14 protein-coding genes are annotated in these 17,256 nt (G+C 62.9%); 3 read left to right on the top strand and 11 right to left on the bottom strand.

Going from position 1 to position 17,256, the window contains the following annotated elements; all coding sequences use genetic code 11:
- Positions 1 to 20: 20 nt before the first annotated feature.
- Positions 21 to 1,025: a DMT family transporter gene (locus JMN22_RS19330; protein WP_198797489.1), complete on the bottom strand. Its 1,005-nt coding sequence runs from the start codon at positions 1,023 to 1,025 to the stop codon at positions 21 to 23.
- 12 nt (positions 1,026 to 1,037) lie between these two features.
- Between JMN22_RS19330 and JMN22_RS19325 the strand changes: the two genes are divergently transcribed.
- Together JMN22_RS19325 and JMN22_RS19320 are read left to right on the top strand one after the other, a co-directional pair.
- A complete protein-coding gene (locus tag JMN22_RS19325; protein ID WP_018612737.1) occupies positions 1,038 to 1,601 on the top strand; it encodes a helix-turn-helix domain-containing protein in 564 nt (187 codons plus the stop codon).
- A gap of 676 nt (positions 1,602 to 2,277) precedes the next feature.
- Positions 2,278 to 3,708: an FAD/NAD(P)-binding protein gene (locus JMN22_RS19320; protein WP_198797459.1), complete on the top strand. Its 1,431-nt coding sequence runs from the start codon at positions 2,278 to 2,280 to the stop codon at positions 3,706 to 3,708.
- A gap of 159 nt (positions 3,709 to 3,867) precedes the next feature.
- Here JMN22_RS19320 and JMN22_RS19315 read toward each other — a convergent pair whose 3' ends face one another.
- From JMN22_RS19315 to JMN22_RS19305, 3 genes are all read right to left on the bottom strand, one after another.
- Positions 3,868 to 4,980: a Gfo/Idh/MocA family protein gene (locus JMN22_RS19315; protein WP_198797460.1), complete on the bottom strand. Its 1,113-nt coding sequence runs from the start codon at positions 4,978 to 4,980 to the stop codon at positions 3,868 to 3,870.
- A 220-nt stretch (positions 4,981 to 5,200) separates the two neighbouring features.
- Positions 5,201 to 5,968, bottom strand: a complete 768-nt coding sequence (locus tag JMN22_RS19310) for an SDR family oxidoreductase (protein WP_003180553.1) — start codon at positions 5,966 to 5,968, stop codon at positions 5,201 to 5,203.
- Positions 5,969 to 5,992: 24 nt separating this feature from the next.
- Positions 5,993 to 7,060: a phosphotransferase family protein gene (locus JMN22_RS19305; RefSeq protein WP_198797461.1), complete on the bottom strand. Its 1,068-nt coding sequence runs from the start codon at positions 7,058 to 7,060 to the stop codon at positions 5,993 to 5,995.
- A gap of 197 nt (positions 7,061 to 7,257) precedes the next feature.
- Here JMN22_RS19305 and JMN22_RS19300 point away from each other — a divergent pair, with 197 nt between their 5' ends.
- Positions 7,258 to 7,653 (top strand): DUF4280 domain-containing protein, encoded by a 396-nt coding sequence (locus JMN22_RS19300; protein ID WP_198797462.1) that lies wholly within the window; start codon positions 7,258 to 7,260, stop codon positions 7,651 to 7,653.
- A 142-nt stretch (positions 7,654 to 7,795) separates the two neighbouring features.
- Here JMN22_RS19300 and JMN22_RS19295 read toward each other — a convergent pair whose 3' ends face one another.
- The 7 genes from JMN22_RS19295 to tssE are packed head-to-tail and all read right to left on the bottom strand — an operon-like array spanning position 7,796 to position 17,255.
- Positions 7,796 to 8,338 carry a toxin-antitoxin system YwqK family antitoxin gene (locus JMN22_RS19295; protein ID WP_030142668.1) on the bottom strand — a complete coding sequence of 181 codons (543 nt, stop codon included), beginning with the start codon at positions 8,336 to 8,338 and terminating at the stop codon, positions 7,796 to 7,798.
- A 12-nt stretch (positions 8,339 to 8,350) separates the two neighbouring features.
- The gene (gene tssI, locus JMN22_RS19290) at positions 8,351 to 10,360 is read right to left on the bottom strand and encodes a type VI secretion system Vgr family protein (protein ID WP_030142667.1); all 2,010 of its coding nucleotides are present in this window, start codon (positions 10,358 to 10,360) and stop codon (positions 8,351 to 8,353) included.
- Positions 10,361 to 10,408: 48 nt separating this feature from the next.
- A complete protein-coding gene (locus tag JMN22_RS19285; protein ID WP_030142666.1) occupies positions 10,409 to 11,449 on the bottom strand; it encodes a LirA/MavJ family T4SS effector in 1,041 nt (346 codons plus the stop codon).
- Positions 11,450 to 11,503: 54 nt separating this feature from the next.
- Positions 11,504 to 14,047, bottom strand: coding sequence for a type VI secretion system ATPase TssH (tssH, locus tag JMN22_RS19280; protein WP_198797463.1), 2,544 nt, complete (start codon positions 14,045 to 14,047; stop codon positions 11,504 to 11,506).
- A 1-nt stretch (position 14,048) separates the two neighbouring features.
- Positions 14,049 to 15,074 carry a type VI secretion system baseplate subunit TssG gene (gene tssG, locus JMN22_RS19275; protein WP_198797464.1) on the bottom strand — a complete coding sequence of 342 codons (1,026 nt, stop codon included), beginning with the start codon at positions 15,072 to 15,074 and terminating at the stop codon, positions 14,049 to 14,051.
- Positions 15,038 to 16,828 (bottom strand): type VI secretion system baseplate subunit TssF, encoded by a 1,791-nt coding sequence (gene tssF / locus JMN22_RS19270; RefSeq protein WP_198797465.1) that lies wholly within the window; start codon positions 16,826 to 16,828, stop codon positions 15,038 to 15,040. The genes tssG and tssF overlap by 37 nt, the downstream gene beginning before the upstream one ends.
- The gene (gene tssE, locus JMN22_RS19265) at positions 16,812 to 17,255 is read right to left on the bottom strand and encodes a type VI secretion system baseplate subunit TssE (RefSeq protein ID WP_198797466.1); all 444 of its coding nucleotides are present in this window, start codon (positions 17,253 to 17,255) and stop codon (positions 16,812 to 16,814) included. Before tssE ends, tssF begins: the two co-directional genes overlap by 17 nt.
- Position 17,256 lies beyond the last annotated feature (1 nt).

Here is a 17,256-nt window from a genome sequence, read left to right as displayed (position 1 = left end):
GGGGCTTGGGCATGAGCGGCTCAGCCCTCGCGCTCAAGCCCCTCATCCGTCTCGACAACACCTTTGTTCCGAGTCTTCAACTCGCTGACAATCACCGCCGCCACAATCAAGCCTGCCCCGAGCAACGCAATCGCCGGCAACCGCTCACCCGCCAGCCGCCCCGCGATGCCGGCCCATACCGGTTCGCCGGCATAGATCAGCGTGGCGCGGGTCGGCGAGACGCTTTTCTGGGCCCAGTTCATCGCCACCTGGATCGCCGCGCTGGCGGCGCCCAGGCCGACGGCGCTGACCAGCAGCAGCCAGGAAAAGCTAGGGATCATTTCCTGGGTCGGCACCACCATCAGGAAGGCCAGCACCGCCGTGCTGGCCAGTTGCACCACCGTCACCCGGCGTACATCGACCTGGCCGGCGTAGGTACTGATCAGGATGATCTCGGCTGCGATCGCGATGGCGCTGATCAGCGTGGCTATTTCACCGGAACTGAAATTAAGTGATGCACCGGCGGGGCCCGACAACAACATGAGCCCGGTGAACGCCAGCATGATGCCGATGCTTGGCATCAGTCCTGGCCGCCGGCCCAGCACCAGCCATTGCAGCAACGGCACGAACGGCACGTAAAGTGCTGTGATGAACGCCGATTGGCTGCTGGGGATGGTTTGCAGGCCAACCGTCTGCAGGCCATAGCCGAGCATGATTGCTACGCCGATGAAACATCCAGCCTTGAGTTCGAACAGCGTCAGCGCGCGAAGATGCCGCCAGGAGAACAACGCGACAAACGCCGCCGCCGCGGCGAAGCGCAAGCCTACGAAGAACATCGGTCCGCTGACCGTCATGGCGTGCTGCACCAACAGGAACGTTCCGCCCCAGATCATGGTGATCAGCACCAGCACGCATTCGGCCTTGCTGAACCTTGGGAGACGGGAGGATGCTTGCGGGGAGTTCAACGATGCCATGACCTTGCGCGCTACTTGAGGCGGACGCACAATGCGCCCGAAGTTGGGCAGTATAATGCGCAACCCAGCCATGTGAGCAATATAGTGCACAAAGAATCCGGCCAACGGGCCTCCGTCCTGCAACACGTCAGCCAAAACGTCCGTCGTCTGCGGCATGCGGCCGAACTCAGCCAGACGGCGCTGGCCGAACTGTCGGGAGTCAGCCGACGGATGCTGGTGGCCATCGAGGCCGGCGAAAAGAACGTCAGCTTGACGACGCTGGACCGGGTTGCCGAAGCCTTGGATGTGGCTTTCAGCGATTTGATCCAGGCCCCCGAAGCCCGCGATCCGAGCCGAATCAACGAACTGGTCTGGGCCGGTGTGATCCCGGGCAGCAAAGCTGTGTTGCTCGCCAAGGCCACCGCCAGCCGTGAGGTAGAACTCTGGGAATGGCGGCTGGAGCCGGGCGAGCATTACCATTCCGAGTGCGACGCAGATGGATGGAGCGAACAGCTTTATGTATTCGAAGGCTGCCTGACGTTGCTGCTGGGCAGCGAGGAGCGCCGCATAGGCGTCGGTGAGTTCTTCATGTTCGCCAGCAACCAGCCCCATGCCTATCGCAACGATGGTCCGGTGGCGGCGCGGTTTGTGCGCAATGTGGTGATCTAAGTTCCCATTGCATGTACCTGTCAGATCTGACAGTAGCGGCTTGTGGACAGGTTTTTTATTATCAAAAGCCGATCAATACACCGAAATTCTTACGATGGAAACCAAAGACGGGGTGGCGTTTGCGCAGGTAGATCCAATGTTTCTACCGCCTCGAATAAAGCGAGCCTTGAACGGATGCGTGCCTTGCGATCTTCTCGACGACTGCAAGGTTATCGCACCCATTCCAGGGACCGCCGAGCCGGGGGATAGAATCAACTTTCATCTCTATACACCCTTGGGCGAGTTCTTCAGCTCGCCAATGGTCATCACTCAGGACTTGCTGGAGGAGAGGGAGGTGTGTTGGCACATGCTTTGTTGGGACTACTCCTTGGCGCCAGGAAGTTGGGTACGGTTGAAGTACGTGGTTCAGATCCAAAACAATGATCTGTACGACTCTCCGTTGCGGGAATATGCCGTTGTGACTTGAAAGTCCAACGCGCAGGTTATCCCTCCGTCATCGGCTGCTGGCCGAGTTATAAACAGCTGTCACTCGTTTGCTACCAAAGAACGCTTCCGGAGCATCAGGCGATGGCAGTAAGGTAGCGTCTCGTCGTTTCGTTGCTTGGCGCCCCTGGTCCCATGAGACGCGAACGATAACCGACCTGGGTGCAGGCTGTTTTCACGGCGGAAGCGTTCGATGACTGAAGTGCCAACCTCGATTTCCCGTTCCGCCGATGTCTTGATCATCGGCGGTGGCTTGAGTGGTGCCATGCTCGCCGCGCAATTGCTGCGCTTGCCGGGCCGGCGCGAAGTGCTGATTGTCGAGCCGCGTAGCGAGTTGGGCCGGGGCGAGGCCTACAGTGCCGTGGAACTGGGCCATACCTTGAATGGAAACGCCGCCCGCATGAGCGTCGACCCGGACAACGCCGACGATTTGACCCAATGGCTCACCGCATTCATCGAGGCCGGAGGCTGGCCCGAGTCGGATCAGCAACACGTGCCCATCAGCGAGTTGTTCCCGCCCCGTGGAATATTCGGCCTCTACGCACAACAACGGTTGACCGAGGCTCGTGCGCTTGGCGCGCGTAATGGTTCGGTGGCGGAGCACGTGCGCGCAGAGGCCGTCGATTTGCAGGTCATCGATGATGCCGTACGAGTGACACTCGGCGACGGACAAGTCCTGCAGGGACGCTTTGCCGTGCTCGCCACCGGCATGTTTCCGGCGGCGCGAACCCCACAAACTGAATCGAGCGGCTTGAACGCGGCGGCGCTGGATCCCTGGGATGTAGCCGCCATGCGCCAGCTCGATCCGCAGTCCACGGTGTTGATCATCGGCTCGGGGCTGACCATGGTCGATGCCGTGGTGTCTTTGGAACAGGCAGGGCATCGCGGGCCGATCGAAGTGTTTTCCCGCCACGGCCTGCTGCCCCATGTGCGCCGCCAACCACCGGCCTGGGTGGATTTCCTCGCCGAAGATCACACCCTGCGTTCGCCACGCCAGTTGATGCGAGCCCTGCGTGAGCAATGCCGCCAGGCCCAAGCCCAGGGCATCGATTGGCAGGCGCCGCTGGACACGGTGCGCGCCCATATCGGGCGTTTGTGGAATCAGGCCAGCGATGTACAGCGCCGGCAGTTCGTGCGGCATGTGCGGCCGTGGTGGGAGAGTCATCATCATCGCTCGCCGCCGTTGAGCGCGGAACTGGTGGCGCGTTTGCATGGGGAAGGGCGGCTGCGGATTCAGGCGGCTTCGTACAAGGGGCTTGTATCGTCTGGCGAAGGGTCGGTGGCAATCAACATTCGCCGACGGGGCGAGGCTGGACTGGAAGTGGTGCAGGGCGCCGCGTTGATCAACTCCAGCGGCATTGAATATGACTGGCGTCGGGTTGCCCGGCCATTGCCGCAGCAGTTGTTGGCGCGGGGGCTGATCCGACCGGGGCCGTTGGCACTGGGTATCGCCGCGCGCGCTGATGGCGCGGTGCTGGATATCCAGGGCGAGCCGGCCGACCGCTTGTTCGCCATGGGCCCGCCATTGCGGGGGATGTGGTGGGAGAGCACGGCGGTGACTGATGTGGCGAGCCAGGCCAAGGCGTTGGCGGCACGGTTGGCTGAACTCCAAGCCCAGCGTTGAAGCAATACACATCCTGTGGCGAGGGGATTTATCCCCGCTGGGGTGCGAAGCGCCCCTAAGACCTGACGCCTCGGTGTGTCAGGTATATTTCAGGGCCGCTCCGCGGCCCAACGGGGATAAATCCCCTCGCCACAAAAGCAGGTCAGCAGCGGGCCGTGACTATTCGCTCACCCTCACCCAACGCTCCTCCCGCGCCGCCACCCGAATCGCCGCCGCCAGCCGTTCCACTTCCCAGGCCTCTTCGAAGTCCGTCCCGCTGGCGCCTTCGCCGGCGAGCGCCATGATCAGTTCCTGTACTTCCAATGTCTTCAATTCGTTGTAGCCCAACTGGTGCCCGGCGGCTGGGCTGAACGCGGCATAGCCGGGCAGATCCGGGCCGGCCAGCAAACGCTGGAAGCCGGGCTGGCCGGCGCGGCAGACGCGCAGTTCGTTCAGTCGTTCCTGATCGAACGCCAGGGTGCCGAGGGTGCCGCTGATCTCGAAACTCAGGTGATTCTTGTAGCCATGCTTGAGCCAACTGCTGCTCACCGTGCCCCGGGCACCGTTGGCGAAACGCAGCAGCGCGTGGACCTGGTCATCGACCGCAATGGCGCGTTGTTCGGCATTGCCTACGCTGGCAGGGCGTTGGTTGTGAACGGTCTGGCTGTCGGCACATACGGCTTCGACATCCCCCAACAAATGCCGAGCCATCGCCAGCAAATGGCTGCCCAGGTCCGCCAGCGCGCCACCGGCATGGCTCGCTTCGCAACGCCATGACCACGGTGAGGTCGGTTCGGCCATGAAATCTTCGCTGAATTCGCCCTGGAAACTGATGATCCGCCCCAGTTCGCCGCGTTGGATCATGTCACGCGCCAACTGGATGATCGGGTTGTGCTGGTAGTTGTAACCGACCCGTGTTACCACGCCAGCAGCCTTGGCTGCCTGGCGCATCTGCTCGGCCTGTTCCAGGGAGACCGCCAGGGGCTTTTCGCAGTACACCGGTTTGCCCGCCGCCAGCGCGGCCATGGCCATCGGGAAATGCAGGTGGTTGGGGGTGGTGATGGCGACCAGATGAACCTTCGGGTCATCGATCAGCCGTTGCCAGTCGCTATGAGCCGTTTCGAATCCCCAGCTCTGGGCGCACTGGCGGGCACGCTGCGGATCGGCGTCGGCCAGGGCGGCCAGCGTCAGGTTCAGGGGAAGGTCGAACACCGCCTTGGCATTATGGAACGCCAAGGCATGGGCGCGGCCCATGAAGCCGGTGCCAATCAGACCGATGCCGAGTTCACGCATGAGAAGAGCCCTTTGAGTTTTTATTTTCAGAAGGGCTCTTTATGGAATAAATATTCGCTAATTGCAAATCTTGGAATAAATATTCAATGTGCGAGCACTGAAGATCCCCTGTGGGAGCGAGCTTGCTCGCGATAGCGCTGCATCAGTTACACAAGTGCTGACTGATCCACCGCTATCGCGAGCAAGCTCGCTCCCACAGGGTCTTTCACAGGGCTCACTGTCAGGAAAGGAACCCACCATCCACATTCAACGCCACGCCCGTGGTGTAGCTCGACGCATCGCTGGCCAGATACAGCACCGCGCCGGCCATTTCGCTCGGGTCGGCCACGCGCTTGAGGGGGATTTGCGCCAGGGCGGTCTTCAGGATGGCGTCGTTCTTCACCAGCGCCGAGGCGAACTTGGTGTCGGTCAGGCCCGGCAACAGGGCGTTGCAACGGATGCCGAACTGCGCGCACTCCTTGGCAAAGACCTTGGTCATGTTGATCACCGCGGCCTTGGTCACCGAGTAGATGCCCTGGAAGATGCCCGGCGAGATGCCGTTGATCGACGCCACGTTGATGATGCTGCCGCCGCCGTTCTCGCGCATCAGCTTGCCGGCTTCCACCGACATGAAGAAGTAACCGCGGATGTTCACGTCGACGGTTTTCTGGAACGCACCCAGGTCGGTGTCCAGCACGTTGCAGAACTGCGGGTTGGTGGCGGCGTTGTTCACGAGGATGTCCAGGCGCCCGAACTGCTCGCGGATACCGGCGAACACTTGGCTGATCTGTTCCATCTCGCCGATGTGGCAGGCGATGGCGGTGGCCTTGCCGCCAGCGGCGATAATCGCATCGGCGACGTGCTGGCAACCGTCGAGCTTGCGGCTCGAAACGATCACGTGGGCGCCTTGCTGGGCCAGCAGTTTGGCGATGGCTTCGCCGATGCCACGGCTGGCGCCGGAAACGAAAGCGATTTTACCGTCGAGGTCGAACAACTGGGTCTTGGACATGCTGTTTCCTTGTTATAGGTGCGCTCAGAGCGTGGATTTGCTGATGACCTGCAGGCTCATCTGCTCCAGCAGTTTGTTCATCTGAACGAACTGCGCGAAGCGTTTGTCCTGGGTCTGGCCATGGAAGAAGCGGTAGTAGATCTGCTGGACGATACCGGCGAGGCGGAACAGTCCGTAGGTGTAGTAGAAGTCGAAGTTGTCGATGCGGATTCCGGCGCGCTCGGCGTAGTAATCGACGAATTCGCGGCGGGTCAGCATGCCCGGCGCGTGGCTTGGCTGACGGCGCATCAGTTGCACCGGTGCCGGGTCGTTGGCCTCGATCCAGTAGGCCAGGCTGTTGCCCAGGTCCATCAGCGGATCGCCGAGGGTGGTCAGTTCCCAATCCAGCACACCGATGATCTGCATCGGGTTTTCCGGGTCGAGGATGACATTGTCGAAGCGGTAGTCGTTGTGGACGATGCTTGATGTCGGATGATCGACGGGCATCTTGTCGTTGAGCCAGGCCTTGACCGCCTCCCACTTGGGCGCATCGGGGGTCAGGGCTTTTTCGTAGCGCTCGCTCCAGCCACGGATCTGCCGCGCCACGTAGCCTTCGGGCTTGCCCAGGTCAGCCAGGCCACAGGCGTTGTAGTCGACGCGGTGCAGCTCGACGAGCCGGTCGATGAAGCTCTTGCACAGTGCTTCGGTGCGGGCGGCGTCGAAGCCCAGTTCCGGCGGCAGCTCGGCGCGCAGGATGATGCCCTTGACCCGCTCCATCACGTAGAACTCGGCGCCCATCACCGACTCGTCGGTGCAGTGCACGTAGGCTTTGGGGCAGTACGGGAAACCTTCGCGCAGTTGATTGAGGATGCGGAACTCACGGCCCATGTCGTGGGCCGACTTGGCCTTGTGGCCGAACGGTGGCCGGCGCAGGACGAACTCCTGCTCGGGGTATTCCAGCAGGTACGTCAGGTTCGACGCGCCACCGGGAAACTGGCTGATCACCGGCGTACCGGTCAAGCCAGGAATGTGGGCCTTGAGGTACGGGTCGATCAGGTTGGCATCGAGTTCTTCACCGTCGCGCACGTGGGTGGACTGATCAGTCACTGCCATGCTTATCCCTTCTGCTTATTTTGGAGGCCATCGATCATTGGCTAATCTAATGGCGCGTGGGAGGCGTCACAAGCACGCCGGGGTCTTATAGGTTAGCGTGTTGCTGGATAATCAGCGGGCTTGATGCATCGCGTCGTGCGCAGTGGGCGGGGGCGAGCTATGGTGTGGAGACTGCCGCTTCCAAGGAGCAAATCGCGATGGGATGCCCGCAAGTCTGTAGCACCGCGACCCTGCAGTGCAGCTTCGGCGCGGCACCGGCGGTGCTCAATGTGCTCCCGGTCAATCGCCTGCTGACCGGCGGAATGCCGGCGGCGAATATCATGGATCACATACCCTTGGTGAACGTCACCACGTTCGGCATGTGCCAGAGCCTGGCGAACCCGACCGTGGCCGCCGCCACCGCGGCGGCACTCGGCGTGCTGACCCCCATGCCCTGCATCCCGGCCACCGCGGCCCCATGGATCCCCGGCGGCGCCCCGACCCTGTTGCTCGGCAACATGCCGGCCATCGATGCCAACAGCACCTTGATGTGTACCTGGGCCGGGGTGATCAAGATCGTCGTGCCAGGGCAGGTGCAGATGCTCATCCCCTGATCGGCAATCTTGCAGGCATTGCACCGCCCCCTGTGGGAGCGAGCTTGCTCGCGATAGTGGTGGGTCAGTGGGTGGTGATGTTGGATGTGTTGGCGTCATCGCGAGCAAGCTCGCTCCCACAGGGGGAGAGGCAAGACAATCGTTATGCCTGCGCCGGATCATTCCAGCGCCTGAACCACCAGCGCACCCGGGAGATCGGCTTGCCCCCGGCATCCAATGGCCGGCCGTCTTCGGCATAGGCCTGGGCCGGTTCCAGCAGTTGGCCGTTGAGGTAACGGGCTTCTACTGCCGGGCTGCCGTTGGGGTGCAGGCGCCGATAATGACCGTCACGCACGCCGTCGCGATAGAACTCGGCCTCGGCCAGTTGCCCGTCTGGAAAGTAGTTGCTCGCCTCACCGTGCAACAACCCACGGCGGTACGTGGCCTGGCGTTGCAAGCCGCCCTCGGCCGCATGGAAGCTCGCCACGCCGTGCAGTTTGCCCTTCACGAACGGCAATACGGCCGAGACCTTGCCATTGGGGTGATACAACGTGCTGGTGCCTTCCAGTTCACCCTGGCTGTAGTTGAGTGTCGCTTGCGGGCGCTGTGCTTCTTCAATTTGCAACGGGCCGTCGAGCTTGCCATCGATCAGTTGCCCCTTCAGTTGGCTGTCGTCACGTTCCACGTCCAGTTTCTTCGAGGCCATGGCCGCGCTTCCTCAGTTGACCTTCACCAGGCCGCCCTTGATGGTCAGCATGCCGCCACCGTCCACGGTCTGTTCGGCGGCGGCCTTGTTCACCAGGCTGATGCCGGCGTCGTTGGTCAGGGTGGTGCCGGCCTTGTTTTCCAAGGATGTCCCCGCCTGGTTGCTCAAGGCGGTGCCGGCCTTCTGGCTGATGGACGTGCTGGCCTGGGCGGCCAGGTCCGCGCCGCTCTTGATGGCGAAGCTGCCGCCGCTTTGCAGGGTGAGGGTGCCGCTGACCTTGATGGTCAGGTTGCCATCCACCGTCAGGCTGTAATTGCCGGTGACCTTGTGATCGTAGTTGCCGCCAGTGCTGTGGGTCTGGTCCGAGCCCACGGTCACGGTGCGGGTGTCCTTCACGTCGAGGCTGTCGCTGCCGGTCTGGATGGTCACGCTGCGCTTGCCTTTCTCCAGCGTGACGGTTTCGTCGCCGTCCTTCACCGTGCGAGTTCGGGCGTTCTGCACCGTGAGGGTTTCATCGTGGCCGACGGTGGCGGTGGTGTCGTTGAGCACGTTGATGTTGAAGTCCTTTTGCGCCTGGAGAAACACCTCTTCGGCGTCCTTCTTGTCTTCAAACCGCAGCTCGTTGAAACCGCCACCGCCCTTGGACGAGTTCGTCTTGATCCCGGACTGGGTCTGGTTCGCTGGGAGCGCGTAGGGCAGGGCATTGTCGCCGTTGTAGACGCAACCGGTGACCAAGGGGCGGTCCGGGTCGCCGTCGATGAAGGTGACGATGACTTCCTGGCCGATACGCGGTACGAATTGCATGCCAAAGCCCTTGCCACTCCAGGGCAGGACCACGCGCACCCAGCAGGAGGAGGCCTCGTCGTTCTTGCCGGTGCGATCCCAGGGGAACTGCAATTTGATCCGGCCATATTCGTCTGTCCAGATTTCTTCGCCGGCCTTGCCCACCACCAGCGCCGTCTGGGTGTGCATGCGCGGTTTGGGCGTGATGCGAGCCGGTCGGTAGGCGGTGGCCTTGGGGATCGCTTCGAAGCGGTTGCGGTAGCTGTCGTGGCTGGCCTCATGGCTGACCGCCGTCACCAGCCAATCGATATTCAACGTCGCATCTTCATGACCGGCGAGGGTGAACCAATAGCCCGGCACCAGCCAGCGACAATCGCTTTCGCCGACGAAGCGTTTCTCTTGGCTGCGCAGGCCGTCCACCCGCTGTTTGGTCAACGCGTCGCCCTGGGCCTTGGCGGTATAGCTGCCCGGATGTTCGTACATCGAACTCGGCCCGGCCACGGCTTCGGCCTGGCTGAAGAGCGATGTTGTCGGCGTGGTGAACTCATAATCGGTGGCCTGGTAAACCCCGGCCACCGCTTGCAGGCAGACCTGGCCTGAGCGGATGCCGTGCAGCTCGCGTTCCCCCAGTTTCTGCCCGAGATAATTCACCGTCGGCCCATTGGGGATGGGCGCGAAGGCGTCGTTGCTGTCGGCCAGGACCAGGGTGTGCTTGCCGTCTTCATGGCTGAAGAACCAGAAAATCCCGTCCTCTTCCAGCAGGCGCGACACGAAGGCCAGGTCGGTTTCGCCGTATTGCACGCAGTACTCACGGGGTGCGTAGCTGCCGGTGAGCTTGAGCTGGAAGTCCGTGAAGCCGTGGGCCTTGAAAATCGTGGTGACGATGTCCGACGTGGCGAGGTTCTGGAACACCCGATTGTTGCTGGCCAGGCTCAACCACCAGAGCCATGGACGCAGCAGGAGTTGATATCGCTCGGCGGTGGCGTCGGCTGGCAGTTGGCGGATCTCGGCTACCAGCCAATCCAGCGGGCGCAGCAAGGCGTCCTTGTGCAACGTGGTGGTCACATGGCTGGCGACAGCCGTGGTGAGGTCAAGCGAGGCGCCGTCGTTGAGACCGTTGAGGATGTGCGAGCCCAGCGCGTTGAGGCGCTCTTCGCCGGACAATGAGTCAGGGTAGAGCGCCGACAGCGAGCTGGCGGTGAGGGATAGGGTGGTGTTGATGTCGACGGTACGGGGCATGGAGCAGCCTCAAGGCATAGACTGGATTCCTGGCTAGACGATATTTAACTAACCAAACCAGAGCTTTCCCGACTTCCCATGAAAAAAACTATTGATGGCCTGTGGCTTTTTTTCTTTTAATTTGTCTATTTCCGCTGCGGCATTACGAACTAGGCGCGCGTCATTTTTGTATGCTGGCCCCCACCGATGAGCCGGCGCGCTAGCTTTGGCATCAGTCTGTATGGAACCGGTAAACCACTTCGTGATGACTGTCTCGTTTTCTCCGCTGGCGGCGTTGAACTGTTCCTTGGTCTGCAGCCATTCCCTATTTCTATAACGGTGAAATAGATAATTGGAAACAAAATGCCCTGGAATCGGCTGTTCGGTCCTGGGATGCCTCCCGAACAAGTAATCACTGATGACTTGCGGCGCCCGGTAGCTTTGCGATTCGAGGGTTTCATCGTTAATGAACTTCTCGGTGGCATATCCATTCAAGTCAGTTGGAAAGCAATCCGCCAGCCATTGCCAGAGAAACAGGGACGGCTTACCCGGTTTATCGCTTTGCGAAGGTGCTCGATAATCGGCGGTGTAGCTATACAGGCGTGGGATCTCCGCCACTGTGCCCAATAGACCGTTGGCAATGGCCAGCCATTGCAAGCTGTGGGTATGTTCGCCATGTCGGCCATCCATACTGTCTTTCCAGAACAGACTGGCGCGTAGCAGTTGGCCAAGGAAGCGATCGCCCCCGATCAGGCGCACGGCGATGGGCAGCCCTCGCTCCGAGGTATCGTTACGTAAACCTTCGTGGTACTGAAATCCATACTGGGCGGCGACCAGCCCCATTGCCCGGGTAAACTTGTTCGGCGTCATCGGGGTTAGTCTTCGATAATGTTCCCAGATCTTTGCAGAGACCTCGGTCAGACTGGTTTGGAAATGAAGGTCATTGCAAAGGAAAGCCGCGATATGTGAGTAGGCAGTATAGAAAAGAGCGTCATCCAGCGGCGCCGGAGCCGTTTTACGCTCGCCGTTTGCGAATTTGGTAAAGCGAAAGTTGTTGGCTCTTAAACTGACTTCGGCTTCTGCCGCGTTAGCAAATACTGTGTTGGCCATCATGCGTTCCCTCTATGCCCTTTGGGTTATTTGCAAACCGTTTTTTGTCGATCCTTACTCCAACACCCACTCCGCCAACTTCCCCGTCACCTGCGTCATCAGCACGTTCTCGACATCCCGCGCCCCGGCGGCGCTGCACTTGGCCAATACCGCCTTGACGATCCCGGCGTCGAACTCGAACTGCTTGCCCGTCGCGGCCTTGTAGCGCCCGCGCAATTTCTCCAGCTTCGCCAGCACGATCCCTTCCAGCGTCGCTTCATCCAGCGGCCGGTACGCCACCACCGTCATCCGCGCCAAAAACGCCGGACGGAACGCTTGCAGCAACACCTTGTGCAACGCTTCGTTGAAGGCATCGCTGCCCAACTGCGCGACCGGCGTATCCAGCAGCAGTTCGGCACCGACGTTGCTGGTGGCGAGCATCACCGTGTTCTTGAAGTCCACCACCAGGCCGGTGCCGTCTTCCATCAGGCCTTTGTCGAAAACGTTGTAGAAGGCTTCGAGCACGTCCGGGTGGGCCTTTTCGATTTCATCCAGTAGCACCACGGAATAGGGCTTGCGCCGCACCGCTTCGGTGAGCACGCCGCCGCTGCCATAGCCGACGTAGCCGGGCGGGGCGCCCTTGAGTTGGCTGACGGTGTGGGCTTCCTGGTACTCCGAGAGGTTGATGCTGATCAGGTTGCGTTCGCCGCCGTACAAGGCATCGGCCAGGGCGTAGGCGGTTTCGGTCTTGCCCACGCCGGTGGGGCCCACCAACAAAAACACGCCGACCGGTTTCTGCGGGTCGGTGAGGCCGGCGCGGTAGGCTTGCAGGCGTTGGGCGATGGTGTTCAGCGCGGTGCCCTGGCCCATGACTCGCTGGCCCATGCGTTGGCCGAGGGTGCGCACGGCGTGGGCTTCGTCGGCGAGCATCTTGCCGACCGGGATGCCGGTCCAGCCGGCGATCACCGCGGCGACGGTCTTGCTGTCCACCTGTTCGGGCACCAGCGGGTCGTCCTGGCGAATGGCATCGAGGCCGGCCTCCAGGCGCAGCAGTTCGGCGGCCAGGTGGTCGATTCGGTTATCAATCTCGGTGTCGGCTTTTTCACTGTCGGCGCGCTCGCTCAAGGCGAGCAGTTCGCGGCGGGTGTCGAGCAGTTCGCGCACGGCCTCGCGTTCTTCGCCCCAACGGGTTTCCAGTTCGCGGATGGCCTGCACGTTGCTGGCCGACTCGCCCTCCAGCAGGGTGATGCGCTCGCGATGGTCCAGTCCGGTGGCCTGTTCCCGGCGCAGGCGTTCGACTTCATCCTTGAGGCTGTTCTGCCGATGGCGCAGGCTTTCCAGCGGCGGCGGTACGTCGTGCTGGCCGAGGGCGACCCGGGCGCAGGCGGTGTCCAGCACGCTGATGGCTTTGTCCGGCAACTGGCGCCCGGAGATATAGCGGTGGGACAGCTTCACTGCCTCATGGATGGCTGCGTCCAGCACCTGCACGCCGTGGTGCTGTTCCAGTTTGCTCGCCACGCCACGGAGCATTTCAACGGCGGTGAGCTCGTCCGGCTCTTCGACCTGGACCAACTGGAAGCGGCGGGCCAGGGCCGGGTCTTTCTCGAAGTACTTCTTGTACTCCAGCCAGGTTGTGGCGGCCAGGGTGCGCAACTCGCCCCGGGCCAAGGCTGGCTTGAGCAAATTGGCCGCGTCGCTGCCACCCTCGGCACCGCCCGCGCCAATCAGCGTATGGGCTTCGTCGATGAACAGGATGATCGGTTTTTCCGCGCTGCGGACCGCATCGATCACGCCCTTGAGGCGCTGTTCGAACTCGCCCTTGACGCCCGCGCCGGCTTGCAACAGGCCGAGGTCGAGGACCCGCAGCGTGACTTCCTGCAACGACGGCGGCACATCCCCGGCAGCGATGCGCAGGGCCAGGCCCTCCACCACGGCGGTCTTGCCGACACCCGGCGCGCCCACCAGGATCGGGTTGTTCTGCCGACGTCGGAGCAGGATGTCGATGCATTGGCGGATCTCGCCGTCGCGGCCGACGATGGGGTCGATGCGCCCGGCCCTTGCGTCTGCGGTCAGGTCCTGGGTGTACTGGTCCAGGACCGGGTCCTGTTTCTGGGGAGGCTCGCCGGGTTTGGCCGGGCGCATGCCAGCGACATGCTCACGGGAGCTTTCGGTCCATTCCAATAGATGGGCGCGCAGGGCATCACGGGGGATGCGCAGCAACGAAGAGGCGCTGTTGAGCAGCAGGCTGCGGCGCTCATCACGGTCCAGCAGTGCCAGCAGTAAAAGCCCGGAGCGGATGCTGTCCAGGCCCAACACGCTGGCCTGGACCACGGCATCTTCCAACAGGCCGATGGTTTGCGCCGACAGGGCAGGCGTGCGGGTGCTGCCGGATTTGAACAAGTCCAGCGCCTTGTTGGTTTCCGCCGCCACCGCATCACGTTCAAGACCGAAGCGCGGCAACAGGCAGGCGAAGTCACCGCCTTCGATGTCCAGCAATTCCAACAGCAGGTGTTCGATTTCCACGTAGTGGTGGCTGCGTTGCAGGCAACGTTGCGCGGCCCTTTCCAGGGCTCGGCGATTGTCCGGGTTGAGGCGTCCGATCAGGCTGGCCAGTTCCATTTCAGGCAATCTCCAGCTGACGAAGGCGGGTTTCGATGCGTTGCATGGCCAGGCTCGGCTGGCGTTGCAGGCCGCCGTTCCAGTTCAACCGTGGCGCTGCCTGGCGGCCCAGTTGCAGCGGCCCGGCACCACGGACCAGCAGCACCAGGGTGCAATCCAGGTCAGGGCCGAAATACAGCGCATAAAGGCTGGCGAGCAGCGGATGGGTTTCGCCGTTGGGCAGCAAGCCGTTGGCCTGGGTCGCGCTCAGCGGTCCCAGCGTCAGGCGCACGCCGGCGTGTTCGTCCCAGACCCGGATGCCGGCCACTGCGTCGCGACCCAGGCGCAGGTTGCGTCCGCCCGGTTGCAAGCGGCTGCGGCTGGCCAGCGGAATTTCACGCCAACCACCTTCATAGGCGTTCAGCTCGACGGGCAAGCCGAACTGTTCACGGACAATCGCCGCAAACCCTGCCAGGGAACGCCGACCGTCGGCATACAGCGCGGTGCAGGCCAGCACGGCCGAGTCGGGGGCTGCCTGGCGTTCCTGCAAGGCCTTGGGCAGCAAGCCGGTCAATGCACGCATTTGCGCGTGTACGGCCGATGCGCCTGGGGCCGTGAACCCCAGGGCGATGCGGTGTTTGCGCATCACCTTGTAGAGCAGGCTGAGCAAGCGATGCTGGAACAGGTCGAGGAATTCCGCTGGCGCATGGTCCTTCGCCCGCGCCCGTTGTTGCAGCCATTCCTGGTAGGCGTAGGGCAGCGGACCGTCCGGGCCGCCGAGGCCGAAGATCGGCGTGGCCAGGGTTGGCGGCAGGCCGGGTTCCTGGCTCAGACTCTCGACTTCACTGGCGGCGAACAGCGGCGTCAACGGCCCGCGCAGACGCAAGGCTTCGGCGTGCGGCGCGGTGCCGCTGCCCAGGGGCTCGGCCTGGGGATGTTCACGTTCGAGCAACAGCAAGGCCTGGAGCCATTCGAAGCGTTGCGGGTCGCGCCGCAGTCGCTCGCTCAGGTTCAGAGCACCAGGGGTTTGCCGGCTTGGGGTTGCCATGTCTTCACCTCCTTGTCGGACTGGACCAGCACGGTGCGCACGAAGCGATTGGCGGTGGCGTAAAGGGAAAAGAACTGCGCCAGCACCCCGGAAAACAGCACCGCGCTGCTGCCGACGAAGTGTTGCGGATCCAGTTGCAGGCGCACCTCCAGGCCGTTGCGCCAGCCGCGCCAGGCGTCTTCGCCGACGTGGGCGATGACCCGCTCGCAACTCAGCCCCGATACCCCTTCGATCTGGCGATGGGCGCTGGCCTCGTCCCGCAGGTTGTGCAATTGAAGAATCTCCCGCAGTGCGTCCAGTGCCTGGGGGCCTTCAACCAGTGACAGATGGTTGAGGGTCAGTTGCGACACCAGCCGCCAGCGCGATTCACCGTCCAGGCGCGGCAGGCTTTGCGGGCTGGGTGGGTTGCGCAGGCGCGCCCAGGCCACCGGCCCCGGACGCTCGAAACCCAGCGGGGTGCCGGCCGGCAGGCTCTGGGCCAGGTGGCGATTGGTGCACAGCAGTTCGGCGGTGAGGCTGTAGTCGCGGGTTTCGGCCAGCGGGTCGAACTGGGTGTCCACCAGGCTGACCATCAAGTCGGTGCCCAATCGGTTCGGGCTCATGCCACTGACCCGTCGTGCATGCCAATAGCAGGTTTGGTCGCTGCCATGCTGGCTGCCGTAATAGGCCGGCACTTTGCGCACGCCCTGGCTGGACATGGCGCGCATGCCACGGATGCTGTGGATCTCGACGCTGTTTTCCCGATGACTGTCGGCCACCAGCCGGTACTCGCTGCGAGTGCCATCCGGGCGCAGCGGCTCGGAAGTCCTGGGAAACAGGTTGATCACGGGCGTGCAGCCCAGGGCGATGTCGCTGGCCTGGAGTGGCAGGCGGCTGGTGGGAGGGCGGTCGAAAACGATGTACAGGTACAACGACGGGCCGTCGCTGGTGGCACCGGCCAGTGGCAGGTCGAAGAAGCCGAATTTATCCGGGAAGGCAAAGTACTCGGCCAGCAGACGCATGCCAGGATGCACGCCGTCTTCATCCGGCAGCAAGACCTGGTCACTGGCGAAGCCGACGATCTGTGGCAAGCCTGTCAGCGACTCCGGCGCGCTGCCCGGCGCACCGGCCAGGACCTCGATGGCGTGCGCGCCCAGCAAATCGCACAGCCCGGCGTTGATGATCGGTGACGCTGCCAGGTGTACCCGCAGCGAGTCGATTCCCAGTGTCGACCACTGGCTTTCGCCCAGGCACCGCAGCTCCAGGCGCAAGGCCGAGCGGCCCCGGACCACTCCGGTCAGCGCCTGGGTTTCGTCGCTGCCCAGCAGCAATGCCTCGCTGATTTCCACCGGCCACAAATGCACGGCGGCGGTGGTCCGAAAATGAATGCTCTGGCCTTTGTCCGTGGTGACGAACAACGGCGTGTCGCGGGGCAGGGGGTAGCCCTCGTTCAAATTGCCTTTGCTCGGGTCGGGCTCGAACTGCACGATGGCGCACGACGGCAGGGGTCGCATGGCCAACGGATAAAGCTGTTCGAGCAGGGCATCACTGAATTCGGCGTAGTCGTCGTCCAGCCGGCGTTGCAAGCGTGCAGCCAACAGGGCGAAACCCTCCAGCAGGCGCTCGACATGCGGATCGGGGCATTCGCCGGGGGACAACTCCAGGCGCCGGGCGACCTTGGGGTAGCGCTCGGCGAACAGGCTCCCGGCATGCCGCAACCAGGTCAGTTCGCGTTGGTAATAGTCCAACAGTTGCGGGTCAATCGAGTCGCTCATGGCGCACCTCAAGGCCGTCGCCGGCGTGCTCGATGACAAAGGCCACGGGCCAGGCATGCAGGTCGCCCCGCAGCTCGCCCAGCAGCCGTATGCACAGTTGCTGCGGATGGCCCGGCACCGGGCAGACCTCGACCTCGCCCAGGCGCAGGCGCGGTTCGAAGTGGGTGATGGCCTGGCGGATCTCCCGGGTCAGTTGGCGACGGTCATCGCTGCGCTGCTGTTGCAGCGCGGTCCAGTCGGCGATGCCGTAGTCGAGGATGCTCGGTGGCTCGGTCAGCGCCCGTGGGCCGCGGCGGGTATTGAACAGGCGCGACAGTTCGGCATGCACCGAGTCTTGCAATGCCTGCCGGTCGAACGCCCGCCCGCTGTCGTCCGCCGGGCTGGCCAGGCGTTCGAACAGGGGCGGGCGCAGCCCGAAGCCTGCCATG

It is taken from the genome of Pseudomonas sp. HB05, from assembly GCF_016756915.1.
Lineage (GTDB): Bacteria > Pseudomonadota > Gammaproteobacteria > Pseudomonadales > Pseudomonadaceae > Aquipseudomonas > Aquipseudomonas alvandae.
This window is presented reverse-complemented; position numbering and strand designations above follow the sequence as displayed.

What these genes read in the sequence shown, in the direction of transcription:
- tssH (WP_198797463.1), bottom strand. Translation starts at nt 14,047, where the DNA reads ATGGAACTGGCCAGCCTGATCGGACGCCTCAACCCGGACAATCGCCGA.
- tssE (WP_198797466.1), bottom strand. Translation starts at nt 17,255, where the DNA reads ATGGCAGGCTTCGGGCTGCGCCCGCCCCTGTTCGAACGCCTGGCCAGC.
- JMN22_RS19310 (WP_003180553.1), bottom strand. Translation starts at nt 5,968, where the DNA reads ATGTCCAAGACCCAGTTGTTCGACCTCGACGGTAAAATCGCTTTCGTT.
- JMN22_RS19295 (WP_030142668.1), bottom strand. Translation starts at nt 8,338, where the DNA reads ATGGCCTCGAAGAAACTGGACGTGGAACGTGACGACAGCCAACTGAAG.
- tssF (WP_198797465.1), bottom strand. Translation starts at nt 16,828, where the DNA reads ATGAGCGACTCGATTGACCCGCAACTGTTGGACTATTACCAACGCGAA.
- JMN22_RS19320 (WP_198797459.1), top strand. Translation starts at nt 2,278, where the DNA reads ATGACTGAAGTGCCAACCTCGATTTCCCGTTCCGCCGATGTCTTGATC.
- tssI (WP_030142667.1), bottom strand. Translation starts at nt 10,360, where the DNA reads ATGCCCCGTACCGTCGACATCAACACCACCCTATCCCTCACCGCCAGC.
- JMN22_RS19300 (WP_198797462.1), top strand. Translation starts at nt 7,258, where the DNA reads ATGGGATGCCCGCAAGTCTGTAGCACCGCGACCCTGCAGTGCAGCTTC.
- JMN22_RS19315 (WP_198797460.1), bottom strand. Translation starts at nt 4,980, where the DNA reads ATGCGTGAACTCGGCATCGGTCTGATTGGCACCGGCTTCATGGGCCGC.
- JMN22_RS19305 (WP_198797461.1), bottom strand. Translation starts at nt 7,060, where the DNA reads ATGGCAGTGACTGATCAGTCCACCCACGTGCGCGACGGTGAAGAACTC.
- JMN22_RS19285 (WP_030142666.1), bottom strand. Translation starts at nt 11,449, where the DNA reads ATGGCCAACACAGTATTTGCTAACGCGGCAGAAGCCGAAGTCAGTTTA.
- JMN22_RS19330 (WP_198797489.1), bottom strand. Translation starts at nt 1,025, where the DNA reads ATGGCTGGGTTGCGCATTATACTGCCCAACTTCGGGCGCATTGTGCGT.
- tssG (WP_198797464.1), bottom strand. Translation starts at nt 15,074, where the DNA reads ATGGCAACCCCAAGCCGGCAAACCCCTGGTGCTCTGAACCTGAGCGAG.